The 25,093-nt window shown below is 50.1% G+C and carries 23 protein-coding genes and 3 pseudogenes; 5 read left to right on the top strand and 21 right to left on the bottom strand.

The features are described from left to right. Positions 1 to 537: 537 nt before the first annotated feature. From F3J38_RS21555 to F3J38_RS21535, 5 genes and pseudogenes are all read right to left on the bottom strand, one after another. On the bottom strand, positions 538 to 1,296 hold the full coding sequence (locus tag F3J38_RS21555) for a DUF481 domain-containing protein (RefSeq protein ID WP_167141808.1): 759 nt from the start codon (positions 1,294 to 1,296) through the stop codon (positions 538 to 540). A 206-nt stretch (positions 1,297 to 1,502) separates the two neighbouring features. Beyond that, entirely contained in the window at positions 1,503 to 3,293 is a 1,791-nt protein-coding gene (locus F3J38_RS21550) for a tannase/feruloyl esterase family alpha/beta hydrolase (protein WP_167141805.1), read from the bottom strand. Between the two features lie 1,004 nt (positions 3,294 to 4,297). Beyond that, positions 4,298 to 5,538 (bottom strand): annotated as a pseudogene (locus F3J38_RS21545) (ISNCY family transposase). Positions 5,539 to 6,138: 600 nt separating this feature from the next. Further along, positions 6,139 to 6,660: a DUF2247 family protein gene (locus F3J38_RS21540; protein WP_167141802.1), complete on the bottom strand. Its 522-nt coding sequence runs from the start codon at positions 6,658 to 6,660 to the stop codon at positions 6,139 to 6,141. Positions 6,661 to 6,749: 89 nt separating this feature from the next. Next, positions 6,750 to 7,031: a hypothetical protein gene (locus F3J38_RS21535; protein ID WP_167141799.1), complete on the bottom strand. Its 282-nt coding sequence runs from the start codon at positions 7,029 to 7,031 to the stop codon at positions 6,750 to 6,752. Between the two features lie 166 nt (positions 7,032 to 7,197). Here F3J38_RS21535 and F3J38_RS21530 point away from each other — a divergent pair, with 166 nt between their 5' ends. Next, complete coding sequence (locus F3J38_RS21530; RefSeq protein ID WP_167141797.1) at positions 7,198 to 7,431, top strand: hypothetical protein; 234 nt, start codon at positions 7,198 to 7,200, stop codon at positions 7,429 to 7,431. Between the two features lie 819 nt (positions 7,432 to 8,250). Beyond that, positions 8,251 to 9,288 (top strand): tyrosine-type recombinase/integrase, encoded by a 1,038-nt coding sequence (locus tag F3J38_RS21525; RefSeq protein ID WP_167141794.1) that lies wholly within the window; start codon positions 8,251 to 8,253, stop codon positions 9,286 to 9,288. Positions 9,289 to 9,352: 64 nt separating this feature from the next. Here the strand turns inward: F3J38_RS21525 and F3J38_RS21520 are convergent, their stop codons facing one another. Together F3J38_RS21520 and F3J38_RS21515 are read right to left on the bottom strand one after the other, a co-directional pair. Then, complete coding sequence (locus F3J38_RS21520) at positions 9,353 to 9,928, bottom strand: PIN domain-containing protein (protein ID WP_167141791.1); 576 nt, start codon at positions 9,926 to 9,928, stop codon at positions 9,353 to 9,355. Continuing rightward, positions 9,925 to 10,383 (bottom strand): helix-turn-helix domain-containing protein, encoded by a 459-nt coding sequence (locus F3J38_RS21515; protein ID WP_045814489.1) that lies wholly within the window; start codon positions 10,381 to 10,383, stop codon positions 9,925 to 9,927. Before F3J38_RS21515 ends, F3J38_RS21520 begins: the two co-directional genes overlap by 4 nt. Positions 10,384 to 10,887: 504 nt before the next feature. On the opposite strand from F3J38_RS21515, the gene F3J38_RS21510 reads away from it, so the two are divergent. Next, positions 10,888 to 12,147, top strand: coding sequence for a sensor domain-containing diguanylate cyclase (locus F3J38_RS21510; RefSeq protein ID WP_167141788.1), 1,260 nt, complete (start codon positions 10,888 to 10,890; stop codon positions 12,145 to 12,147). A gap of 276 nt (positions 12,148 to 12,423) precedes the next feature. Here the strand turns inward: F3J38_RS21510 and F3J38_RS21505 are convergent, their stop codons facing one another. From F3J38_RS21505 to F3J38_RS21485, 5 genes are all read right to left on the bottom strand, one after another. Beyond that, a complete protein-coding gene (locus F3J38_RS21505) occupies positions 12,424 to 12,633 on the bottom strand; it encodes a CsbD family protein (RefSeq protein ID WP_167141786.1) in 210 nt (69 codons plus the stop codon). A 277-nt stretch (positions 12,634 to 12,910) separates the two neighbouring features. Further along, positions 12,911 to 14,005 carry an SMP-30/gluconolactonase/LRE family protein gene (locus F3J38_RS21500; protein WP_167141784.1) on the bottom strand — a complete coding sequence of 365 codons (1,095 nt, stop codon included), beginning with the start codon at positions 14,003 to 14,005 and terminating at the stop codon, positions 12,911 to 12,913. Positions 14,006 to 14,028: 23 nt separating this feature from the next. Then, positions 14,029 to 14,550 (bottom strand): VOC family protein, encoded by a 522-nt coding sequence (locus F3J38_RS21495; protein WP_167141782.1) that lies wholly within the window; start codon positions 14,548 to 14,550, stop codon positions 14,029 to 14,031. Between the two features lie 91 nt (positions 14,551 to 14,641). Continuing rightward, positions 14,642 to 16,456 (bottom strand): glycoside hydrolase family 15 protein, encoded by a 1,815-nt coding sequence (locus tag F3J38_RS21490; protein WP_167141779.1) that lies wholly within the window; start codon positions 16,454 to 16,456, stop codon positions 14,642 to 14,644. Positions 16,457 to 16,527: 71 nt separating this feature from the next. Next, entirely contained in the window at positions 16,528 to 17,421 is an 894-nt protein-coding gene (locus tag F3J38_RS21485; protein ID WP_167141776.1) for an SDR family oxidoreductase, read from the bottom strand. A gap of 349 nt (positions 17,422 to 17,770) precedes the next feature. Here F3J38_RS21485 and F3J38_RS21480 point away from each other — a divergent pair, with 349 nt between their 5' ends. Further along, the gene (locus F3J38_RS21480) at positions 17,771 to 19,222 is read left to right on the top strand and encodes a sugar porter family MFS transporter (protein WP_167141773.1); all 1,452 of its coding nucleotides are present in this window, start codon (positions 17,771 to 17,773) and stop codon (positions 19,220 to 19,222) included. Positions 19,223 to 19,663: 441 nt separating this feature from the next. Here the strand turns inward: F3J38_RS21480 and F3J38_RS21475 are convergent, their stop codons facing one another. The 4 genes and pseudogenes from F3J38_RS21475 to F3J38_RS28160 form a co-directional block, all read right to left on the bottom strand. Then, a complete protein-coding gene (locus tag F3J38_RS21475) occupies positions 19,664 to 20,026 on the bottom strand; it encodes a hypothetical protein (RefSeq protein WP_167141770.1) in 363 nt (120 codons plus the stop codon). A gap of 381 nt (positions 20,027 to 20,407) precedes the next feature. After that, positions 20,408 to 20,578 (bottom strand): biofilm development regulator YmgB/AriR family protein, encoded by a 171-nt coding sequence (locus tag F3J38_RS28165; protein WP_369411032.1) that lies wholly within the window; start codon positions 20,576 to 20,578, stop codon positions 20,408 to 20,410. 156 nt (positions 20,579 to 20,734) lie between these two features. Continuing rightward, the gene (locus F3J38_RS21465; RefSeq protein ID WP_167141768.1) at positions 20,735 to 21,028 is read right to left on the bottom strand and encodes a hypothetical protein; all 294 of its coding nucleotides are present in this window, start codon (positions 21,026 to 21,028) and stop codon (positions 20,735 to 20,737) included. A gap of 141 nt (positions 21,029 to 21,169) precedes the next feature. Further along, a pseudogene (locus tag F3J38_RS28160) lies at positions 21,170 to 21,313 on the bottom strand (biofilm development regulator YmgB/AriR family protein); the annotation flags it as partial. A gap of 14 nt (positions 21,314 to 21,327) precedes the next feature. On the opposite strand from F3J38_RS28160, the gene F3J38_RS28470 reads away from it, so the two are divergent. Continuing rightward, complete coding sequence (locus tag F3J38_RS28470) at positions 21,328 to 21,633, top strand: hypothetical protein (RefSeq protein WP_373276605.1); 306 nt, start codon at positions 21,328 to 21,330, stop codon at positions 21,631 to 21,633. Positions 21,634 to 21,870: 237 nt separating this feature from the next. On the opposite strand, the gene F3J38_RS21450 is transcribed toward F3J38_RS28470, so the two are convergent. From F3J38_RS21450 to F3J38_RS21430, 5 genes and pseudogenes are all read right to left on the bottom strand, one after another. Then, a complete protein-coding gene (locus F3J38_RS21450; protein ID WP_167141757.1) occupies positions 21,871 to 22,080 on the bottom strand; it encodes a CsbD family protein in 210 nt (69 codons plus the stop codon). 283 nt (positions 22,081 to 22,363) lie between these two features. Further along, a complete protein-coding gene (locus tag F3J38_RS21445; protein ID WP_167141754.1) occupies positions 22,364 to 22,966 on the bottom strand; it encodes a DUF2913 family protein in 603 nt (200 codons plus the stop codon). Between the two features lie 437 nt (positions 22,967 to 23,403). After that, positions 23,404 to 23,769, bottom strand: a complete 366-nt coding sequence (locus F3J38_RS21440) for a hypothetical protein (RefSeq protein WP_167141751.1) — start codon at positions 23,767 to 23,769, stop codon at positions 23,404 to 23,406. Between the two features lie 314 nt (positions 23,770 to 24,083). After that, positions 24,084 to 24,497 (bottom strand): annotated as a pseudogene (locus F3J38_RS21435) (hypothetical protein); the annotation flags it as partial. Beyond that, complete coding sequence (locus F3J38_RS21430) at positions 24,498 to 24,695, bottom strand: hypothetical protein (protein WP_167141990.1); 198 nt, start codon at positions 24,693 to 24,695, stop codon at positions 24,498 to 24,500. Positions 24,696 to 25,093 lie beyond the last annotated feature (398 nt).

The raw sequence follows: 25,093 nt of genomic DNA, 5'->3' as shown, positions 1-25,093 counted from the left end.
AGTCCCAGCTTTCCCGGACAATTATGATATTCAAGGAATTGCCTTACGTCGTTTTCGGTGACCTTATGGCCCGTGAGAGAAGGGGGCCTGGCGGTGACCCGGAAGGCAGGTAAACGTTCTTCATCATTTACGCCACTGAAGTGGATCTGTTCTCCGCGAGCGACATGACTGCTTCATGCCGCTTGTGCTTTCATAAGCAGGCAGAATGCTGACTCTGCCTGCTGTCTGTATTTCGCAGATAATGACCGTCAGCCTGGACCGCCTCCGCCAGGTCCACCTCCACCCGGACCGCCCCCTCCGGGCCCCTGCGCGGGCCCCTGCGCGGGCCCGCCGCCCGGGCCCCACCACGGCCATACGCAGCCTGAAAGTGATGCTGTGCAGCTTAACGCCAGTAACAGCAGAACTATTTTTCTCATTTACCTCTCCTCAGAAGGTCTCAGCGTATCAGACCGGAGGTCTGCTGAGTGTGTGATGTGATAAGTGGCCATCAGGGCAACGAAAGTGGTTGCCCTGATGGCGGACTGAAAGATCCCTGTGTCAGGGAATGTTATATACAATGGAAACCTGCGTTTTTGTGTCGGTTTTGTCCGGCGCGGTGGAAGGCGGCTTTGAATTATGCGTGTAGTTATATGTCACTTTCAGGGCGAACCTTTTATTCAGATCAATTCTTATGCCGGTTTCGGAATTAAGCGTGGAATCTCTCGAAGCAAGCACAGAAACGCCTTGGATGAAATAAGCGGCGTCAGTGAGCTTGTAAGAATAGCTCAGCGCAGTATAGGCAAGCGCATTGGTCGTTCCGCTTCCGTCAGTGAACTCATCATGCCTGACGCCAGGGCCGACCTCAGCGCGCAGAGTATGAAGCGGCCCGCTGAATATCTGCCTGCCGTATCCGGCTACCGTGGTGTAGCGGCCACGGTAGCCGTTGAATCTGTCGCCTGACCACCCGCTCTGTCCGAAAAGGAAATTTTTGCCGTCCAGGTTATGCCGTAGGCGCAGGCCCGCTTGATATTTCTCAGAGGAACGGGTGTCATCAGAGCTGTAGTTGTAAGCTTCTCCCCAGAGGCTGTAAGCGTTCGCCTTATCAAACCAGGTCAGCGTTGAATCAGCCGAAATAGTAGATGTCCGGGAATTACCTCCCTGATGGGCGTAGCTGCCCTGAACGTTACCTGCAAAATCACTTTTAGCCGTGGAAGGATCATCAGGAACGGTAAAAATGTCGACGCTGGCCATGGCCCCGGCCGAAAAAAAGCTCAGGGAAAACAATGGAAGGCCGCGCAATAAGGTCAGTACTTTCAATTCATCAGCTCACATGTAAAAAATAAAGCTTATACGGACTGAAAATCTTTTCCTGCGGTAACCTGCTAAGGCATCGTAAAATTATTGAAGTTTTTCATAAATATGGGTGAACCTGATCACGTCATGGCGTGACCAGGACCCGCAGCCCCCTGACTTAACAGAAGAGTGATATTCTCTTTACGCCCTCAGTCAGCCTTACAACCCTGTCACCGGGAGACCAGCCTGCCATTAACTACGCTGTACGCGCGCTGGTTATCAGACCCCAGCAGGCTGCTTACAGGAGAGACCGTCCTCAGGCTACCGTAGTCCGCTCGCACCGGGACATAATTAGCGGCGTTGCGTGGGTCTCCCTTTCCGCGATAACGTGCCACATATGGGTAATGAAATATCGGCCGCGTCATGGTGAAGGCCGCAGGGGCTTCTGCATAAGGCAGCCCCTGCTTCTGTTCCCCGTGAAAATGCGCGGATGCGTCCTGAGTGCCTGCCTTGTCCGGAGGGGTTCCCGCAGGCGGTCCAGAAGGTTGCTGCTCCATGGATGCTGTTTTACCTGCGATCAGACTGTCCGGCGCCACGCCTTTCTCCGTCCAGTCCATTAGCGCCGAAAGCAGGTCGACCTGGTCCGGCCCCTCACCGTTACCGCAGTGCGCCACACCCGGCAGCAGGAAAAGACGCATAAATGAATCCGTCTTCTTTATCCCTAACTTTTCCTGGACTCCCCGGAAATAGTCAACGGTGCCGGCGGGGGTGATCGAATCATCCGCCAGTCCATGCCAGAGGATCAGTCGGCCGCCTGTGGCTCTGAAAGGTTCCAGATTGGTATTTGTGGCGTTATAAAGCGGCGCCAGCTCCGCAACCCTTCTGAAGTTTTCGCGATTGAAAGCAAAGTCGGAGATCTGATTCAGCGACTGCTTTCCACCGGGCAGTAAAATGTACTGCAGAGCAGGCAGCGCCATCATTTCCGACATTGAACGTTCCCCTGCTTTAGCAGGAACCGGCCATCGCAACTCGGAGCCGGCTGGCAGCCCCGCCGGAACAAACTGATTTCCCATGTCATCATGTGCGCCGCGGTAAAGGTTATCAGCAACCTTAAGCTCTTCTGAAGTCATGCAGGCGCTTTTATCCTGCTCACCAGGCGCGCACTGGCTTATCCAGGTCCGTGAAAAATGGCAGGCGAAAGGATTTTCCAGCAAGCCGTCACTGACGCCGGAAACCGAAGGGCAGTGTGTTATTACTGCTTCATGGAGCAGCGCAAGGCGACTCTGAAGCAGGACAGGCGTACCGTCTGCACGCAGATTCGCCGTGACGTTCCAGCCGTGGAAAAATGAGTTCTGCGTTGAAAACCACGCAGCGGGTGCGCCCGCGCTTATTCCGTTAAAATCTTCAGGGTAGCGCTGGGCCTCCATCAGCGCCTCACGCCCTCCGTCTGAGCACCCCATGAAATAGGCATATTGTTGCGGTTGTCCGTAGAAAGTCCGGATAACCGCTTTTGTAAATTGTGCCGTAACATGCTGCGCGCGGTAGGCAAAATCAATACGTTTCTGGGGGTCAAGCGCCCAGGCGGCGTCCATCATACTGCCCGAGTGGCCCATGTCGGTTGAGGATACGGCAAATTCACCGTTCATCGCCGGTATGCAGCCTTTTGCATCGGACAACCCGAGGTTAATCTGGCCACACAGGCCTCCGCAGCCCACCTGAAGCAGGCGCTGCGTCCACTTATCTTCAGGTAAAGCGACCTGAACCCCGACTGACGGTGAAAGTGTTGCGCTGACCAGACAGAAAGTGCCCTGTGAGGTTTTCAGCTCCCGCGCCGAGTTGATGCTGACTCCTGCATCTACGCCCTCATTAATACGGGTTGCTCCTAAAGTGCTGCAGGACATTACCGGCCTCACGGGCGTTAAGGACTGCAGGGCCGCTTCGGCCTGCGTCAGGCCGGCGAAAAAAATTAAAAACACCGCCAGCACGTTACGCACATACGGAAAGGTAAGTCTGTCATTCATTTGCGGCTCCATAAGATTTGAGTCAGCACGGGCATCTGGCGGCATGCCGACCTGTGTGAGTCATCGGTGTAAATATGTATAGGCAGTCAGATATTCATAAGTTGATATGGCACAGGCATTTATCACTGAGACTTCTTCCAGGAATTTCAGAGAGGAGTTCAAAGATTTGTGCAGGTAAAGAGCCCCTGCATTGATTTTCTGACGTCAGGAAGTCATTAACAGTTAATTAGCTACGTGTGAAGATTATCAGGTCACAGGTGTCCTCTCCGGAGAGGATGTCACTCATCATTGCTGTCTCGCTTATCTCTGTAGTTTTCCCATTCCGTATGCCCCCACATCGAAAGCATGATGCAGTCCAGCGCGGTAAGGCAGGGTGAGGAGTAATGACCGAATGGGATTGAAATTAGAGAGGTTAATGAAATGCTTCCGGCGACTCTCACGCCCCACTTGATGATTTTATGCATTGCATCACCTCAACTAAATATTTTTATAAGCATGCTTCAGCCGTACTGGGCTTGCAACGACTCAGTAGGTAAATGTTGTTTTTTTTAATGCTTCATAACAAAACATTGACAGTAACGTCATGGGGAATATTGCAACATTTTTTTGAAATTCATCACCTGCCCATGAATTTTTTTAGATAATGAATAAGCAACCAAGTTATTTGAATGCTAAGTCAATATTCTTTTAAATATTTTAAGAAATAGCTTAATCATTTCCTTATGCAGTATTTATCCTAAAGGTTAAATGTTTTTTTACTCCAACTCAGTTAATAACATTCGCTTTAATCAGGTGACCAAAACCCATGGATGCCTGTGAACCTGGTCGGGTTTTACCGTAATAACTGAGGCTCCGACCGTTATGATGATTCCCAGTGACGCGGCGCCAGCTTACAACCCCCCCGTTGACCATTTCTGTCTTTCCTTATTGAAAATGTCACCATGATTTCCCGATTTAAAATGTCACCTTTTGCTGATTTCTGAGGTAGAGAAAAGGGCAGTGGCTTATTTTTTCAGGCTGGATTTGAAGAGTGATGGTTCAGCCAGAACCGGATTGATGGCCCTGAGCTGAGCCTGAATCTGCGCCCGCCTTCTAGGCATACTCTGGCTGCGCTTTCATTTTCCTGCAGCTTTAAGCTCTTCCTGTTTTTCCTGCGCCAGCCTCAGCACCGCACCCAGCCTTTTGTTATCAACGATGCGTCCCTGACTGATGCAGTCAAGCTTATCGAACATCTGATATTTCAGCGTTTTGTTTCCATGGCGGAATGCAAGCGTGCTGTTCGGAAAATCAAATGCGAAGATTTTTTCTCCGGCTATACGTGAGTTTTCCTCAGTAGGCTCAACCAGATAAAGAATTTTATCATACTAAAAAGTCAGGGCTTTTGAGAGCGTCCGCAGTGTCTGCCAGGCGAAAATGTCGTCCAGCTCCAGGTGGCTCTCTGAGACCGTACGATGAAGGTTTTTCGGGTATTTTGGCGGTCTGGCAAAGCGGCGGTTGAAGTCGTTGATGAACGTTTCGATCCAGGCGTTGGTGCCATCAATGCCGGTGATATTCTCCAGGCGCATCTCCTTAACCAGCCGATCCTGCAGTGTCAGATTGGCGCGCTCAACGCGACCCTTGGCCTGAGAGCTGTTGGCACAGATAAGATCGATGTTCAAGTCATGCAGTGCGCGTCCGAACTGCGTTATGCCGGTACGTCGTGTTTCGGCCTGACTGACGCGAAACACCGCATGTTTGTCACTGTAAAACGCCACCGGCTTGCCGTGTTTTTCAATGTAGTCGCGGGTAGCCACCATGTAATCAAAGGCTGACTCACTCTGACAGAAGCTCAAGTGCATCAGACGGCCGGTCGCATCATCAATATAAACCAGAAGGCAGCATTTTTGCGCGCGGCCTTCGAGCCAGTCATGGTGAGAGCCGTCGTTCTGGATAAGCTCGCCCAGGCAATCCCACCGCAGGCGCGGCTGATAAATGCGGGGCTGACGACGAGCGTGTGGGATCCAAAGTCGGCGTAGTTATCGCGGATGAAGCCCAGAGCAAATTCAGCAAGGCCGGGCACAAGCTGGCGATTACCACGCAATCCACGGCGGCGGTTCGCCAGTACCAGCGGCCCGGACTCGCGATAACGCGCAAGCAGACGCCGGCAGTGGCGGTCCGTGAGGCCAAGTCGTTGTGATGCAAGCGAAGTGGTGAGCCTGCCATCAATGACATCCTGCAGGATCTTGAGGCGGTTAACTTCATTCATCGTAAAGCACTCCGAACCGTAAGCCGTCATCAGTTGCGTCCTCAGCCGGGAAACCCTGGAAAAAGGACGGATAGCCCAAAACTCCCTGACAACAACGGTCAGCCTTTTGCCATACCTGAAGTAAAGCTCGACAGCACGGATACGATCCTCATATGAGTGCATGAATTATCTCCTGAAGGTCCAGGAAATCGTCCGCACCCCGTACGACATTAGAGTTTTGGAGTAACAAATTAAAGTGCGCACAATGCTAATTATGTTAAATGTAGTGTTGGGTAATGAAAATGTCATTAAAGCTGTATTGATAACTCTCTTCCTCAATGCTTAAAACATTCAAACTCCCCTCCATGGCACCGGTACGCCGATAAATGTATGCGTGCAACAACGGCTCAGCGGATTGACCTATTGCACGAATTCCTGCTCATCAATAAACAGGCCCGGATAAAAGCTGAAATCACCACAGCATACGATATCCCGCTGCTGATGTTCATGCTGAGCAACCATCCATAAAATAGGATCCGATCGAAATAGAAAGTAATTCTGATATTAAGTCTTTCATAGTACGTCTAAAATTTAAGTTGACCATATTCAGAATATTATGTACTAATTCATGGTCTTGTTAATTGCATTGATTTCTTCATTAATCCATTTTTTGTTTTTAAACATTACTTCTTTAAAATTATCCATGCTGTAAAATTCTGATGGGTTCATGTTGTTGCCCACTCCTTGAACAATATCTGGTGTATCGTTTCCTTCCCATTTATTCCAGAAATCATTCAAATCTAATAGTGCATAAATATAGTCATCATTCAGATTTTCCAAAAGGATTATAAATGCAACTAGTCTCCACTTTCTTGCCGACAGATGTATGTCTATATTTTCCCACTCTGCAAGTCGCTCAAGATGTTTTATGGTTTCATCAGAGATCTCATCACAATAGGCAAGTTCGGCTACAGAAATAAAAACGTCATTTTCTTCCTCAACTTCGTTGATTTTATTGCATGCATAATCGCTAATGTCTGTAGGGTCAATTGAGACGCCTGGAAGGCCTTTTACGCCTATGAAAAGTGTTCCCCAATCAAGCCATTGGAGTTTTTTCAATAAATTCAATTTGCTATTGTTCATGGTTTGGTTGGAACTCCATTAACTTTACCGCCTGACACAAACATACGATGGCTAACTCCACCTAGTTACTCACGAAGGTCCAATTTTATTCAATTGCTCAACTGACAAGTTTTAACTTCATAAGAATGTTTTTTGTTATTCACATTATCAGTTAAAATTAAATCATATCTATCATTTAAGAAAATAACGCCCACATTGTTTTTAACATTTGTACAAATTGACTTTGAATTAAAATCAACTATAGAAGCTACACTTTTAATGATATTTTTACCATTGTTTATTAAAGGAGTGCTAAATAAAAATGTCGTTAAAGCCGCAAATGCAGCGCAAAGTAGGAAGAAAGTGTTTTTTTTATTGCTATTGCTTTTCATGAATAACATTATAAAAATGATAATTAAGGTAATAAAGCTGATCAAGAAAAGAAGTGGGGATGCCACTATGAATGCGGACACTATACGCGTAAAAGGGAAGTGTTTAGGGTCTACAGAAAACACTTCATTAATCAGTATGTTGCTCTGGTAGTTTAAGTAGTACAATATGAAGAAAGCAAGAGTGGCCGATATTGTACCTTTCTCCCAACTGTTCATTCGTTTGTTGATTTCATTAATAATTGGTGCAAGTGCAGCATATAAACATAATATGCCAGAGATAAGCAGTGCCCATGAAAAGGAAGGAAATAAAATCATGACACTTAGAGATGTGCACCCAGATATTATACCTATTATTCCACAGATTTATGATGTTTTATATTTTAGTATTCCATCTGAGTGAAATGCAGTACCGAGGTATAAGCTGAAAGCGCCAAATAAAACTAATTCCAAAAATCCAATTGTCTTTTCTTCACTTATGTTCACATATTGCCATGTGACGGTAAAATCTAGATAATTAGATAATCCGTACAAAGTAAGTGCTAATGAGATAATTGTTAAAATTAAAAAGACAAAGTAATAAGTAGCTTTATACATAAAAATCCTTTTTTAATAAAAATACTGTTTATAAATATTATAATTCTTTAGTTTTTCGAAGGGTATAACTTATCCTAGTACAATAAGGTAGCATAAGTCGGTAGTAAAACCTTACAAAAACTGACAAACCTACTGAGCGTCAACAATGATTGATATGTTTACATGCCGACAAAGGGAAATTGAATAGTCAACATCACCTGACCTTCCCCCCAGTTAGATACAATGATCAGTTATTAATGTTGTAAACGGACGGATACCCTAATTCACATTTGTAGATTAAATAAGGTATTAAAAGCGAATCAACTATAACTTCAGATACTTGAACGATCCAACCAGAGAGAAACTAACATTTTTCCTGAAATCCTAACCTCATATAATTATACTTATATAAGGCCAGACAGGAGCTCGGAAACCCTGTATCATGCGGATCCAGGTCGGATCCTGACCTTTCGGGCCATTTATACGCAACGGCGAGAAACTAAGGCTGTCCTGCCAATAGCGGGAGCGAACGCAGGCGGCTAAAACTCCGGCAGCGCTACGTAAAATCTGACGGGCATCTCCCCTGCTCTTTCCTCAGAATTTACGTAGCGTTGTTTTCTGATAAGCGGACGAATACTGAGTAAACATGAACGATATATCCGGTTTTAGCGGTCTGGCCCTAAGCGGCGGCGCCGGTGACGATCTCACTGCGAAGCTGGCGGCGTTCGTCCGGCATCGCGAGGCTTTTTCACCCAACACGTGGCGCCAGTTGCTCAGTGTGATGCGGATCTGCTGGCGCTGGACTCAGGAAAACCGGCGATCGTTCCTGCCTATGTCACCGGAGGACATGCAGGACTACCTGTTTTATCTCGAGTCTCTTGGCCGGTCAACTTCGACCATATCGGTACACGCGGCGCTGATGTCAATGTTACACCGTAACGCCGGGCTGGTCCCGCCGACCGTTTCTCCCGACGTTGTGCGTGCAAAAAAGAAAATAAACCGTACGGCCGTCATCTCCGGCGAGCGTACCGGCCAGGCGGTACCGTTCTGCCGGCCGGATCTGAACCGTCTCGATGCAGCCTGGAAGAGCTCTCCCCGGCTCCAGCACCTGCGGGATCTGGCTTTCGTGCACGTGGCGTACAGCACATTGCTGCGTATGAGCGAGTTATCGCGACTTCGCGTACGTGACATCTCGCGCGCGGCTGATGGGCGCATTATCCTTGACGTGGGCTGGACCAAAACTATCCTTCAGTCGGGCGGCATCGTGAAGGCGCTCAGCGCGCGCTCTTCTGAGCGGCTGATGGACTGGATTAATGCGGCGGGTCTGGCTGGCGAACCCGACGCGGTTCTGTTTTGCCCCATACACCGGTCTAACAAAATTACGTCAGTCACTGAAGTGCCCATGAGTGCGCCCTGCTTGGAAGATATCTGGCGCCGCGCCAGACGCTTGGCAGGCGAGATGCACCGAGTAAAAACTAACAAAGGACGCTACTCCAGCTGGAGTGGTCACAGCGCACGCGTCGGTGCCGCGCAGGATATGGCGAGAAAGGGCATTTCGATCGCGCAAATTATGCAGGAGGGCACCTGGACGCAGACTCAGACGTTGATGCGTTATATCCGTATGGTGGAAGCACATAAAGGCGCAATGGTCGGACTAATGGAAATGGATAACTGGCCTGATTAGAAGGCATCCATCCTAATAATCAGTCTTGCAGTACCACACCACAACGCCCTGAATGTGCGGATATTCAGATTAGCGCGGCCAGAGGTCGTAACCGGGATACCGTCTCCGGAAGTTGCTGCCGTAGCAGGCAATCAAGATATTCATCCGGGGTGAAAGGCGGAGACAAGAGGCTGGCGCGCTGCCGACGGGCTGCGTCTATCACAACAGTGATGTCCAGTTCGGTGAGGTCCGTGATAAAGCTGTCAGGGTGAATGGCTCGCAGATTCCATACCGACAGCACCTCCTCAGGAAAATCCCTGAGGTTAAACGTCACAATCCCTTCCGCCTGAGCCACAATTGCAGCTGCGACAACATGTCTGTCGTCCTCATCAGGCAATCCCCTGATGGATTCAATCAGAGACTGATATCCGGTTACCAGCGCATCGGGCACGTGACGGTCCATTAAGGCACGGACACGCTCCAGCTGGGCCCGGTTAAGTTCGGTACGATTGAGCAATACGTTTCGGATCCACTCTTCATGGATATCTTCACTCCATCTAGCGCGAAACTGCCCTCCGGCAGCAAGGTACATCAGGAAGCTGCGCAGCGGTGCGGGGTAGAGAACGCAGGCATCAAATACTACGGTATAACCTGAGCTCATTCGTAACCCAGCCCAAGTTCCTGATCGAGGGCACCCAACTCATCAAGCGCTTCATGCCTTTGATTTACCAGTTTGTTGCGGTATGCAAGCGCATCCACGTAGCGGATTTTACGGCGGTTTCCCGTACGGTGGTAAGGCAGTTCCCCATTGTCCAGAAGACGGATCAATGTAGGACGCGAAATGTTCAGGAGATCGGCTACTTCCTGCGTTGTCATTTCTGCCCCTACCGGAACAAGACGCACGGCGTTTCCTTCACCCAGCTCAGTGAGCACATCAACCAGCATGCGCAGCGCGCTGACCGGAATGCTGACATTATGGATCTGGCCACGTTTGTCAGTGAGTGAAACCTGCTGAGACTCTGCACGTGTTTCAAGTACGGCGGAGAGTTCCCGGCTACACAGGCGCGCAAGTTCCGCTTCCTGCAGAGAAGGAAGCTTATTCTGAAGTTGTGTCATATGAACACCTCCTGTATCTATTATTCGAAATTTTCGCAAATGATGGCGTCTTATGCAACAGCATTATGAAGTGATGGTGTGGCTTTACGCTCGGGGCTATAAAGCCAGGCAGCGCAGAGACAGTGGGATTTGTTTTCCCTTTTAAGCAGTTCTCACCCTACCAGTTACAGTCAGCTATTGGTCGTAAAGATGTCTTCCCTGATGTCTGCAGGACAAAAGATCTCATCTCAGCGGATTATTGTATGAAGTCTACAGCCACGTCAGCCGATAATCGCTGATATCGCAACTGCCCTGGTGTAAGACGGGTTCATTATTCCAGAAGTCGTTCGCAGTTTGATTTCTGCAGGTTTATCTACAACGCTAAGCATGGTTGCCATACCTAAAATGAAACTCTTTATCCTGGAAATAATGGACACCAGTAACGGCGGTGACTGATAAAGGGTTTCTCTCACAATACGTATTGAGGTTAGTCAGTATCGACAGTCTAAAGCGGAGTTCAAAAGAATGAGCCTTGTGATCAAACCTACGCTTTCTGCCGTTTGGTCCACTGACGCCCGTGGCATCTGTATTGCCAGTCAGGAAAGCCCTGAGGGCCTGCTCCCCGCACTGAAAGGCGTTACGCTGAGTGCCTGGCTTGAGTTCGCACAAGCTGATGATGATGAAACGATTGCCCAGCAACTTACTGCAGCGCTGGAAATGTTAACCCCTTTCCATATAGAAGTGCCTGTAAACTGCCTTGACGGGACAACCCGTCGGGTGCTCCTGTCTGGTCTGCCGGAATGCCACACCAGCAGTTCTCTCAACCATTTCAATGGATTTATCCTTGATATAACCGGTCAGCGTAAAGCACTCGAGGATGCTCTGCGTACGGCGACCGAGTACCGGCTTTTAATTGAAAACAGCACCGACTTAATCGCGCATTGTGACAAGGACGGCAGATACGTTTCGATTTCGCCCTCTTACAGCGAAATGATTGGTTGGTCAGTGGATGAGATAGTCGGCAAGCGCGTGGTGGATTTCCTCCATCCTGACGATCGCGTACCCGCCGGAAATGCACTGGTGCACATCTTTGACGGTGGTGTACTGCCGGACGTCGTAGAGGTACGTAAACGACACCGGGACGGCCACTACATTACGCTTGGTACTAAAGCCTGTGGTGTCAGTGATCCCTCTACGGGCGACAATATCGGCGCCGTGCTGGTGTCACGCGACATCACGCGTGATATGGAGAAGATCAGGAAACTTGAGAAACTGGCTACCCGGGATACGTTAACCGGATTGCCTAACCGGGCCTGGATTTACGATAAAGTCAGAAGGATGCTTTCTCAGGAAGAAGATCCTTCTTTCACCACAGTGCTTTTTATCGATCTTAACGGGTTCAAGCCGGTTAACGATACCCTGGGGCACGCAGCGGGTGACTTATTGCTGCAGCAGGTGAGTGAGCGATTAAAACATAGTATGCGCCCGGGGGACTCAGTGGCGCGCCTCGGGGGAGATGAATTTGTCGTAGCCGCGAAATGCCGCAATCGCAAGGCGGCTTCAGCGGTTGCGCAGCGTCTTATTGACTGCCTTCAGAAGCCATTCGTTATCAACAAAATGGAGGTGAAAATCGGGGCATCCATAGGAATCAGTCTTGCGGGAGTCGGTTCTGCATCCGTTGATCAGTTATTTGATAGCGCTGACAGGGCGATGTATAAGGCGAAAGCGAAACGTTCGAGTTCTTATCAGTTCTTTGATGACTGGACCGCATTCAATTTTGAATAATTCAGCAGGGGTTGCGTGAAGCATATATCTTCAGGATTTGCGTTATGGCACGTGTGTTATGGTTCAGTCCGGTGCAAACCGGCTTGAATTAATAAATAGCAATCCCTGCTGATAACGTCATGGGCTTTTGATTCCTAAAAGCTGTCAGGAGGTCCGCCTGGTAGCATAGTTCGCTTAAACAAGGAAAATCATTAACGCCTCCTCACCCTGATATGAGAGCCGGACCCTATCACGAAAAAACCGGCACGTGGCCGGTTTACGGGGGAGACTTAATGGCTACCACTCATAGTGGTTGGAATCTTCCCAGTCCTTTAACTCTTTTTCAGCCTGATCCTTGCCGTAACCGTAACGTTCCTGGATGCGGCCGACCAGCTGGTCGCGCTTTCCTTCCGCGACGTCCATATCGTCATCGGTGAGTTTGCCCCACTGTTCTTTAACTTTGCCTTTGAACTGCTTCCAGTTACCGCTGATGCGATCTTCGTTCATATCGGTCTCCTTCGTTAATTCCCGGGTTGCCGCCTGGCAATCCCTGTGCAGAACTTAATGCTAATCAGTATGGTTCATGCAGGGCATTTTTCCTGTCATACATCACACTCTCGGAATTTTCCTGAGATAAGACCAGCATAGACGTGCACTGTCTGAAAACGGTAACGCTCCCACTGATAGCTGCTTTTTAAGGACGGCCCCCGCTCCCTAACCGCACTCTACACTGCCCTGAGAATGAGTTATGTAACGCACACAGTTTATTCAGATAATGATCCCCTTAAGTGCTGTATGGGAATCTATAGACGGACCAAGGCCCGTGCGTTGCATCGTTACCCTTATTGTTATCTGCCAGATGCTCAATCTGGGGAGCAGGCACGTAGATCCATCCATCAGTAATGACAAGCGCGTCGGGTGTTATCAGCCTCTCATCCTGTATCAGCGTCTTTAGTGTGCCGTCAGGCTGCAGTAAGTCGACAGAGCGTTTCTCCACATTGGAGAGGTAAATGTTTCCGGCAGCGTCGATGGCAGATCCCCCTATCGACGGTATATCCGCAACTTTCTCTATATGTCCTTCCAGCTCCTCATCGCTTAAACGGTTATCTTTTAATGATGCCGTGGGGAAGCGGTAGAGTGGCCCCGTAGGCGTCGCATAGTAGAACCACTGGCCGTCAGGGCTGACCTCAATAACGTCACTGTGGACAGTGGGTCGTTTTCCGGCTTTATCCTCAAGAATTCGTCCGTTATAGCCTTTCTGAGCGAGTCCTTCTGGTTTACGCAGCAAGGCACTTCCGGACAGTCTTCTTATGGTTTCACCGGTATTCAGGTCATGGATGATGACGCCGCCGAGCCCGGAATCGGTGACATACACTAAGTTATCCTGTATACGCAGGTCGTTAGGTGCGCCACCCTGCGGTAACGCTTTCTCATCAAACCGTATAACTTTTACCGCTTTGCCTGTTGCGACGTCGAATGCGACGAGTTTTGCCGCACCCTTTGACGGACTTTTACCCTGAGGAGCCCCCTGATCGACAACCCACAGTAAGCCGTCGCCGAAGTTGTGACAGGCGTTTACTTTGACAAGGCTGTCCAGTCCTTCTTCACCCGGTTTCCATTCATTCCAGTGATTCCCCGGGAAAGGCGTCGGGCCAGATGGTGTCACGCGCGTAAGCGCCGGCGACTTCTCATGTCCTCTGAAGCGCGGGAAATTGAGGAACAAATCGCCCCCGGGTGTGACTGCGATACCATTGGCAAGCCAGGGAGAAGTTGCCGCAACCTGCAGTCGCGGGCTAACCATGGACTCAACCACGGCAAAGGCTGTGCGCGACAGGCATAGTGTAGCGATCCCGCCTGCAATAAATTCACGTCTCTGCATCGTCTGGTCCCCGGTAAGTGGTATCAGGCTTCTGGTATCCAGCGCTGCTGAGTGGCTTCTGAATCGTACCGTATGCCTGAAGGCAGAGTGATGAGCTCAATGAGGACACCAAAGGGTGTTATGCCAAACCACGTCTGATTGCCTTTTCCCTCCTCCTGAGCGAAACAGTCGGAAGGGCCTTCAAGCATCTCTGCGCCATGTGCCCGCATTCTTTCTGCGGTCTGATAAATGTCATCCACATATACGGAGAAGTGGTTGATCCCCGGCAAGCCCGGATGAGCGGAACGATCTTTTGCGGTAGGCTCTGTCTGAAATAACTCAACATTGCACCCATTATTCAGCCGCAGCATGGATAGCCCGGTCAGCCTGAGTTCTGCAGGGAATCCATTGAGAGGAGACATTTTTTTACCAGGAACAAATTTATCTTCTTCAGCGGGCGGAACGATACGATAGAGCACAGATGCATCCAGTGCGCCGATGAAAAAATGCTCTGCCTGCTTTAAATCAGAAACGGTAATGCCAATGTGTTCAATTCCGCGAATCATCTGTTGCATCCATTTTAAAGTGATTTATGAGGGCCAGCCGGGCTGTATCTTTAACGCTGGCACTCTGCGCTCAGAAAAAACCGGTTAAGGTTTAAGCGTGGTCGGTCAGCGCCTGCGCCGCACAGATGAGAGCCAGGTGGCTTAATCCCTGCGGCATGTTGCCGCGCCACTCGTCGCTGCGGACATCAAACATTTCATTAAAAGTTTCAACATTGCCGCGCTGGCACAGCTTATCCAGAATTTCTTCCATTGCGGTTTCGGCTTGCCGGATATCACCCATGGCCGCCAGCGCCTCGACCAGCCAAAAAGAGCAGGCAATAAACGTACTTTCTTCCTGCTCAACGCCGCTGTAACGGTATAGCATCGCACTGCCATGGCCTAAATCCTGCCGGATGGCACGATAAGTGGCACGCATGCGTTCCGGGTTAACCGTGTTGCCATAGTGGTGTACCAGCGCCAGAGCAGCATCGAGCTTACCATCAGCGTGGGGGTAGAAGAGGTATGCCTTCTTTTCCTCTGACCAGCAATGCTCCTCAATCCATTCACTGATGCGATCCCGCTCCCGCTCCCAGCGCTGAACCCATGTGGGTTCAATGTGTTTAGCTTTTGCCAGTGAAACTGCGCTGTCGAGCGCCAGCCAGCAGGCCATTTTGGAGTGGGTATAATGCTGTTCTTCTGGCAACTCCCAGATCCCGCTGTCTTTCTGACGCCACTGATCGGCACAGTAGTTCGCCAGTTCTCCCAGCATGCGCGAAGTTTCAAGATCCAGAATGTGGCCAGCACGGATGAAGAGTTCTGCCGTGGCCAGCATGTCGCCGTACATGCTCAGCTGAACCTGGTCGCGAGCGTTATTACCGATACGCACGGGAAGAGAGTTCTGATAACCGCGTAAGGGGGGGTAACTTTCTGCAGGCACTATGCCGCCTTCCAGGGTGTAACAGGCGCGAAGCTGGGTGCCGTGGCGTATGATGGTTTTTGATAACCATGAAAAAGCGGCTTTACAGTCTTCAAGCGCGCCGAGGAAAACGAACGATTTTATAATCAGGCAGGCGTCGCGCACCCATGCGTAGCGATAGTCATAATTCTTCTCCCCACCAATGCCCTCAGGCAGTGAGGTGGTCGCTGCCGCGGCAAGTGCACCGGTTGGCGAATACCAGAGGAATTTGAGAGACAGCGCCGAACGTCTCACGTGATCTGAATAGCGGCCTGCGTAACTCAGGCTGTGCGTCCAGTCGCGCCACGCCGTATGGCTGGTTTCAATACGGGCATCGATGGATTCTAAATCAGGCACAGCCAGCGGCTCACGCTCCGTCACCAGAAGGGCGACCAGAGAGTGGCTTTCAGGTCGGGTACGAAGCGTTGCGCGTATTATCCCATCGCCGCGCTCAGTGATCAGCCAGTCTTCAGACGTGCGCAGCATCGCCATCAGGTCGGCAAGATGATAAACGTCTCCCTGTTCGGTGTTATCCCACCACGGTGAGCGTGTTTCGGCTGCGGTGCCAAAGCGTAACGTCAGGCACAACTCAACTTCGCCCTTAATCCCTTCAATACGCCTTGCCAGTTCGCTCCAGGGAAGACGGCCGGCCAGCGTACTGTTAATCGACTCAGTTATGAGTACGCTGCCATCCTGCGTAATAAACCGTGTTTCCAGGACGTTGCTGTCAGGGCGGTATGCCCGTTCCGTACGATAATCCCCGATGGGTTCAATCTGAAAAAAACCGCCGATTTCGGGGTCCAGCAGGCGGTCAAATAAGGGTGGCGAATCAAGGTTTGGCGCACACCACCAGTCAATAGCCCCATCCGGGGCAATAAGTGCCACGGAACGACCTTCACCAATGGCCGCATAGTCCCCAAGACGGGCAAACCCCTCCTCGCGCATCGGCGATCGTAATATCTGATTATTCATTGCTTTTCCCTGCATGTTGAGACAACAACGTGGCCGCATGCGGCCACGTTCTTCAAAAATCCTGCTGACACTTAGACCGTGCCGGTGCCGCCGTCGGAGCACCAGACCTGACCGGAGGTAAAGCTGTTGGTGGTTTCTGCGAAGGTGACATAGAGAGGCGCAATTTCTGCCGGCTGACCAGGACGGCCCAGCGGGGCGGTGGCACCAAACTGCTCAACTTTTTCCTGTGGCTGGCCGCCGCAGACCTGCAAAGGCGTCCAGTAAGGTCCTGGTGCGACAGCGTTAACGCGGATTTGCTGTTCACCTAGTTGTTTCGCGAGGGCTTTGGTGAAAGCCGCTATCGAAGCCTTTGTCTGAGCGTAGTCCAGTAAAATGGCGCTCGGTTCGTAGGCCTGTACTGATGTGGTATTAATGATTGATGAACCTGCCGGCAGGTATTCCAGAGCCGCTTTGGTTATCCAGAACATTGCATAAACATTGGTCTTAAATGTGGCGTCAAAATCTTCCGTAGAGAGCGTACGAATGGATTCGTTAAACTGCTGGCGCCCGGCATTATTAACCAGAATATCCAGACCATCTAATTTGCTGGCAGCTTCGTTAACAAGTTTCTGACAAAACTCTTCCGAACGAATATCACCGGGAATGGCAATAGCTTTCCGCCCTTCCGCTTTGATTAATTTCACGACTTCTGCGGCATCCTGCTCTTCGTCTGGTAGATAATTAATAGCAACATCGGCGCCTTCACGCGCATAAGCGATAGCAACGGCACGACCAATTCCGGAATCGCCGCCTGTAATCAGCGCCTTACGTCCAGTAAGGCGTCCTGTCCCCCGGTAACTGGTTTCACCGTGGTCGGGGCGTGGTTCCATTTTACCCGCCAGGCCAGGAACAGGCTGATGCTGTTTTTTAAACGGCGGCTTCGGATATTCCTGTGTGATGAGCGTTTTATTAGTAAATGAGTTCATCTGTATCTCCTTTTTGGTGAGTTAATTAAGCCTGGCAAAAATGTGATATTTGTCACGCAGGGCATGGAAAATAATTTTCATATTTAAGCGGAGCGATTAAATAGGTGGGTAAATATCAATCAATATTAGTGAGGTATTAAAAGCATTTAAGAGAAAAAAAAGATTCGGTATTAACCCGGGGTTTTACTTACCAAACCGATGCGCGGTTTTATAAAAAAAAGCATGCCGCTGAGCGTGGTAAGTGCACCGAAGATACTGTGAGTAAGATCCCATTTTGCAATATCTGACTATACTCATAGCTTTCTTTACACAGCGTTCCGCTGTGTTTCTGGCAACCATGGATGCTCAAATGCAAAACCCTTCTCAACCTCCATCGGATGATGGTGGCTCTCTCAACTTTACTGTGCAGCAGCGTCTGTTCTTCGTGGTGCTGGTAGCCACTATGGGCGCGCTGGCGTTTGGTTATGATACCGGTATCATTTCCGGAGCTCTACCCTATATGACGTTGCCCACCTCCCAGGGCGGCCTCAATCTCACTCCTTTTACAGAGGGACTGGTAACTTCAGCACTTACCTTCGGCTCAGCTATCGGGGCATTTGTCAGCGGTTATGTCTCAGATCGCTTTGGTCGACGGATCACGCTTCGCAGCCTCGCTGTGCTGTTTGTTGCCGGTGCATTAGGAACAACCATTGCACCTAATCTGGAAATCATGGTGGTGATGCGATTTGTTCTGGGATTTGCGGTCGGTGGAGGTTCTTCCACGGTCCCGGTATTCATCGCCGAAATCGCCGGGCCAAAACGGCGTGCGCCACTTGTCAGCCGAAATGAACTGATGATCGTTTCCGGACAGTTACTGGCCTACATTGTCAGTGCGGCCATGAGCCTGTTGCTGAAAGATCCGGGCATGTGGCGCTATATGCTTTCGTTGGCGATGCTCCCGGGTGTCCTGCTGTTTATTGGTACCTTCTTTGTACCGGCCTCGCCACACTGGATGGTGGCCGAAGGGCGCTTTAACGAGGCGCTGCGTATCATGCGGAAATTGCGTGAGAACCCGCGTGAAATCAAAAAAGAAATGGCGGAAATGCGCCAGAACGCGCTTGAAGCCCGCCAGGGACCGCCTGCGCGAGAGCTGTTAAAAGAAAAGTGGATAGTGCGTTTACTGCTGCTGGGCTGCGGTATGGGGATCGTGGCCCAGTTCACGGGCGTGAATGCCTTCATGTATTACACGCCAATCATTCTTAAGAGTACGGGGCTTGGCACCAGCGCATCGATTGCAGCAACGATAGGAAACGGTGTGGTATCCGTGATGGCGACGTTCGCAGGCATCAAAGCCATCAGCCACTTCGGCCGCCGTCCGATGCTGATGACAGGCCTGTCAGTCGTGATTGGAATGCAACTGGCGCTAGGGGCTGTTCTGGTGCTGATGCCGCATAGCCTTGTTCAAAGCCTGCTGGCGCTGGGCTGTATCCTGGTCTTCCTTTTCTTTATGCAGATGTGCATTTCACCGGTGTACTGGCTACTCATGTCTGAACTTTTCCCGATGAAAGTTCGTGGCGTGCTGACGGGTTCTGCGGTGGCGTTTCAGTGGATATGCAACGCTACTGTAGCGCTGGCGTTTCCGCCATTACTTTCGCTGGTGGGTAATAATGCGTTCTTCATCTTTGCTGCAATCAATGTGGCATCGCTGGTGTTTGTCGCGGTTATGTTGCCTGAGACGCGTGGAAAGACGCTGGAAGAGATCGAAACACACATGCGTGAACATTTTGGTGAGAACACAGCTCAAGCTGCGACAACGACCTGACGGTTAAGGTCGGCGTTGCATTCACTGTTCATTCCCGTGCGGCTAAGCCGCACGGTGCAGTAATATTCCGCAATAGCCGGGTTTATGATTTGGTTAGCTCTTCGTCGCTATAACCATTGAGGAGAAAATAATGCATTTGAAAGCAGGTGGTGAAACGGACCTGAGTTATCTTTCCCGCATCGCTCTGATAGCCTAAAACGGTTTCCTGATGTTCGCTCTCACCCTGCCCTCACCAACCGCAACAGTTCTGGCTGTGATGCGCGGCGCATTGGGTATCCAGCCGCTTCGCATGCTTTTCCGCAGGGTTAACCTATCATCATAAATACAGGATACCTGCCTGTAAAAGTTACCAATCTCCGAATGGCTTCATTTTGCAATCGTTTTTGCAAACCGGGCACTCGTAAGGCCCGGTTTTTTTATGCCATATTGCAAAGGTATTATTCAGAAGATAAGCGAGGGTGATCGCAATAGCTTATCCGAAGGATAATAAGTTGCATCTTCTTTCCCGCCTGACTGCAGGTAACCGTTATCCGCCATCCATCGCACCATGTCGGTAATGTCCGCAAACAGGGCTTCCCTGTTCTGATCCCCGATTATAAACCTGTCGAAATCAGAGATAACGTCGTCAGTGCGATGGCTGAAGTTCAGACCGAGAGCCGGGGCATGCAGCGAAGAACCCGCTGATTTCAGGTAAGCATTAACAGTTATCTGGGGATGGCAGTCAGCCTGCTGCGGGAATCTCAGCAGACAGTGCTGGCGCACCATCCTGAACACATCGTCATAGCTGAGCAGTTGGTTTTTCATAAGCCCTCCGGCTGCTGGTTAACTGCGAAAGGTGGCGGCCAACGCCCCTTCGCATGGAATAACATGCGGCCAATTGTTTTACTGCTGACCTTTTCACGCCTTGCCTGAAACATTTCAGTTGGGAAAATATAGCATTAGATTCAGTCTGTTGCCTTGCGGTATAATGTATTTCAGCCCTGCGGACGAGAATTAAGGAATTTTATGAATGTAAGTAGGGGAAGAATTCAGCAAACCGGATACGAGTGGAAGATTAACCGTGGCTAAAAATATTCCTCTATTCTCTTAGGCCATTTTGAATGGCCTAAGAGAATAGAGGAATACAGAATTGTTAATTTTAGCGCGGCTATTCGTTCAGTTCTGGGTAAGCGTTGAGATACCAGATCATGCGTTTTCAGGTGTATGGCCAACGACAATTTCGAGCGTTCTTCGCAGTAAGTCGGCCTGCTGAGCGTCGTGCGTTGATTCCAGCGCGCCAACAAGGCTGAGAATAATTGCCTTATTGCTGACCTTGCCTTCAGTGGCCATCAGGCTGCGGATGACGAGTCCCAGCACGGCTGGCCTCTTCATTCTGATCGACTCTCACGTTGAGTATATAATCGGCCAGTTCACGGTCAGAAATAGGGTAAAAATTTTCTTCAGGCATCTGCATGTCGTATTTCCATATGTCTGAGTCAGAGTGATTATAATCCATACAGCAAAATGCTGTAATTAGTGCTTCCGTTTAGTGGGCGAAGTCCGTAATTCGGAAAAATGTGAAAACGCGTTATCCGTACTTTCATTTCGAACTTTTGGAAGAGCACCACCCTCTTCCCGGCTTTGTCTTATTTCAGCAAGAGCGAGCAAGATGAGAGTCTGCCTTTGCACATCATCAGCAGATCTTTGCATCTCATTTAACTGAACAATCAGAGCGCGCAGGTTAATGGCGCCGCCATCCTGAAGCAAAGCGAAAGCGGCTTCACCAATTATTTCATCAATAGCTTGTTGCTGGTTACTACGATTCATGAATTTCTCTGATTACTACCTGATACTTACATCACAAGCTAAAAATTAGTGAGCGATGCTTAAGAGCTTTAAAAGGTGCCATTATCTTTACGCGTGCGCAGCTTAATATTGGCACCCAACAATCCTGTTTTAACTGATGATTCAGCTTTGGCGTTCAAAAAGCAGGCCGATCAGATGATGATAAAGCTGCTCTTCTTCAGGATCTGATGAGTGTTAAAGGCGGCGAAGTAGTTTTGTGCAGAGTGACTTACGGTTCAGGCTACGGCCTTCCCTGAGGATTTCTACCGTCTTCGGCCGCCATGCGAAGGCACACCGTGCCGCTGTTTCTGGAGGCGGTCAGCGTCACTGACGATACGGAAATTTGGATGGAGGCGATACGGCTGACGGGACAGGGTTTTCGGGTCGAAGTCGCGGAGCAATGTACGGGCTTGCCAGCGGTCGCGCGGAAGCGTCACGTTCACCATCTTATATGGTGTGGAAATGGTATCAGCGCCACGATGCGGGCGTACTTCCAGCAGTGTCTTTCCGGCGGCAAGGCGGTGATGCTGACCGGCACGGATCAGCGGCTGGTGAGCGCTGCAGGCGAACTGGCAACTGTGGCGTAACGTAACCAGCAGACCGTATGACTGAAAAGTAATCATAAATACCTCTGCCTGCCGGAATCAGCAGATTAAAAGTTCGGGTGATGACTCTGCGGCCGGGATTCCGGTTTCTGGTGCAAAACGGGATTTGAAGGCAGAAAGCACTGCTGTGCCAATTGTTCGCACAACCTCTGGGTGGATAACACAGCGTTGAAAACAGAAAACCGGCATATGAGCCGGTTTTCCATGAACTGTCAGCGGTTACCAGCGGTACTGGTTTGAATCTTCCCACTCTTTGAGTTCTTTTTCGGCCTGATCTTTTTCATAGCCGTAGCGTTCCTGAATGCGGCCTACAAGCTGTTCGCGTTTGCCTTCAGCAACGTCCATATCGTCATCGGTAAGTTTTCCCCACTTCTCTTTCACTTTACCTTTGAACTGTTTCCAGTTGCCACTGATGCGATCGTCATTCATGGTGCTCTCCTCGGGGGATGCTCTGCCGTCGGGCAGATGTATCCATATGTATGTGCACAGGAAGTATGGCCGATAAGAGACTGTCTGACGTGCTCAGCACCGCATTTCTGGACTTTTCCTGGCAGTTCACCCCTTTTTCTTATTGGTAACGGGTTCCGTTCAACGCAATTTGACCGTGGATGAGACAAGGCATCCGGGTCGGCATACACGGGGAGTCAGTAAACTGTCACGGTAAAATGCCGGATACAGATGTCCGGAAGATGCTCAGCCTGTGCTGCAGGTATCATTCTTCCGTGAAACCGACCGCCAGCAGATAATGCAGCAACGGGTCATCTCCTGCAGCCTTCGTGCGACGCCAGCCCGAGCGGTTCAGCAGGGCATCCAGTGCGTGAAGCTCTCCTGTGATGCGGGCAGGCAGGGCAATGAGCTGCCGCCCTTCATCGCAGAATCCGTTGTCCATGGCGGTACGGCTGAGGTAAATCCCTGACACCCCAGGACTCAGCTTTTGCTGCCGGCGGCCGCTCCACTCGGCGTCGGTAAGTACCATGCATGCCCAGTCAGCTAATTTAACTGCGTGAAATGCATGTAACAGGCGGAACAGGTCATTCTGATCGCTGAGGTTGCCACTCTCCGCCTGCCAGAGGTAATCGAGCTTACCGGGCAGATCAGCCCGTAATCCTTTAGCCCGACCTTCGCGCAGCAGCCAGCTGATATCGCTGGCGAGTGCTTTTGGAAAGCGCCGCTGCTTTTCAGCCGAGGCCAGCCAGCGGGTCAGAAACAGATTGTCCTGCGCGGGAGACTTGATCTGCCCGTCAAGGCGGGCCGTATGAAGCGCAACAAGTCCGCACCAGGCAAGGTGACTGACGTTGAGGTTACCTTTATCCATGAAGATCCCGTTAATGCGGTGCCTCCGGAAAGCGAAGGCACTTTGTTGAGCATTGTAAGGTATCGGTAAGCTTAAGTTAAATAGAGCATAATTGTGAGGACGGCATGCCTCTTGAAATTCAGTTGCAGAGGTCAATCAGAAAGAGCAGTGTAGGCTTAAGCTTCATAATTCGTCATCACCGGCTCTGCTGTCAGCTTCTCAATGGCAAAAAGCAGGTGCGGAGGTCACTGTCCCTCCTGATCAATGCAGGTACCGGGCAGGCGCATCAGCTCCACTGTCAGCTGAGTCCGGTTAATTTCTTCCCCGTCTCTGGCCATCAGCAGACAACACATTTCGGTCAGCCTACAGGCTTCATCGGAAAGGTTGTCATTAGGATCAACATCGATTTCCTCACAAGTTGCAGGGGGACTGAAGCGAAGAAAAAAATGAGCCGGACTCTACCCCCTTACGGGTTGAAGGATACGGGCACAAAGCCGTCCGGCGACCTCATCGAGCTCTCTGTCAAAACTGGCGCGTTCAGCAGCGCTGAGGAAGCCCTGTTCATGCGCGTAGCGCGTGGCATCCGCACGGATACGGTCAGCATGATGCCAGATCATTTCCGTCTGCGATTCTGACAGTTTTCCAGCTTTACGCGCGGTACCGGCATCAGCCTGAATCACATTGACGCGCAGCGAAATATGCGACAGAAGCGGGTCACTGTCGCTGCCGCTATTATCAGCCCTGATACCCTGCTGCTCGCTGATGTTGCAGGTTGGCCAGAACTGAGAGGGTGGAACGGCTGCAGCTGTGTGATTCAACGCCATCAATATAACGCCTGATGCCAAGTATTTCATATGTGCTCATATATGCTGATAATGTACAGACAGTGTAGTGAGGATTTACCTGTACACCAGGAACACCGCCGCCATGCTCACAATGAACCAATTCTCAGGGCCAAACATACCTGGATAAAAAAAGGCTCCCGGAGGGAGCCATAAGCACAATCAGTCGCAGTATCGGTTATATGTACCCTTGTGAGGCACATAATGATTATCGGCCACACCTGCACGAACATAAGCGCAGCCGGGAAAAGTCTTCACGCCAGCGCGAGGCCGGAACTGAAAAAACCGCCTGATGTGATTCCGTTAGAACGGGAAAGCCGCTGATACAGGTCCTTACGGCTGCTGACAGTCAGACGTGCGCTGTCAGCCCAGTTTGAGCGGTATACACAGAAAAGCACCGCCAGTGCCAGCATGATCACAACGGGCGCCTGAATTCCGAGAAAGCTCCACGTCATAAATTCAACATGCCAGTGGGCATGAAGTTCGTGACTTAGCGCGAACGCATTATTCGCGGCGGAAGCGGCGAGCAACATCAGCCAGACTAAAGCTGTAGCCAGCACACCCTGTAGAACAAAGATGCAGCCATATAGCGCGATGAGAAAGTAAACATCCCAGCCTATGGAACGCTTTATTTTTAAACTACTGGACATGTCACGGCTGGTATACCAGTAGCCACATACAATCATCACCATGAATATGGCCGTTCCCATTTAAATATCCTTCAGAGTCTTAACGTGTTGAAAAAAATCTCGCTGAACATCGGGGCTTAGAGGATTAACCGAAGCGTTACCATCTTTATCAATGATTATTCTGTCTCCTTCCTGAATTGATTCTTTCATATCCTGCTGGCTCATGACCTGCACCAGAGATTCAGGACTGCTGAAAAGGAAGGTGAAAAAGCGAAGCATTCTGGCCTGTTCTCCATTAAGAAAACGTGAGTATGGCATAAAGGAAATAATCATTTTTTTAGCTGATACATTTGCTTTCAGAATAACTGTCTTCAGGATTAATCCGTAGCTGTCTTTAAGCGAAGCGAATTTATCTACTGCAAGCCAATAAAGCTAGCTATCCAGGATGAACTGATGACTTGCAGTGTATTTGCATTTGTCAGGTGATGTCGGGGGCCCGGAATGCAGCGCCGTTATAGCATGACTCTCTTTACATTAACTCTGTCGCCTCTGGTTCAGCGGAGATGGCACTGAAACCTGCCACTTCAGGTACAAATAATTTTCTATTGTGTAAAAGCTTTTTAAAAAAATCATCTATTATCCTTGATGCATGGAATAATTTTCGATTGTCTTATTAA

The sequence above is a fragment of the Candidatus Pantoea formicae genome (genome assembly GCF_011752625.1).
GTDB classification, from domain to species: Bacteria; Pseudomonadota; Gammaproteobacteria; order Enterobacterales; family Enterobacteriaceae; genus Pantoea; species Pantoea formicae.
This window is presented reverse-complemented; position numbering and strand designations above follow the sequence as displayed.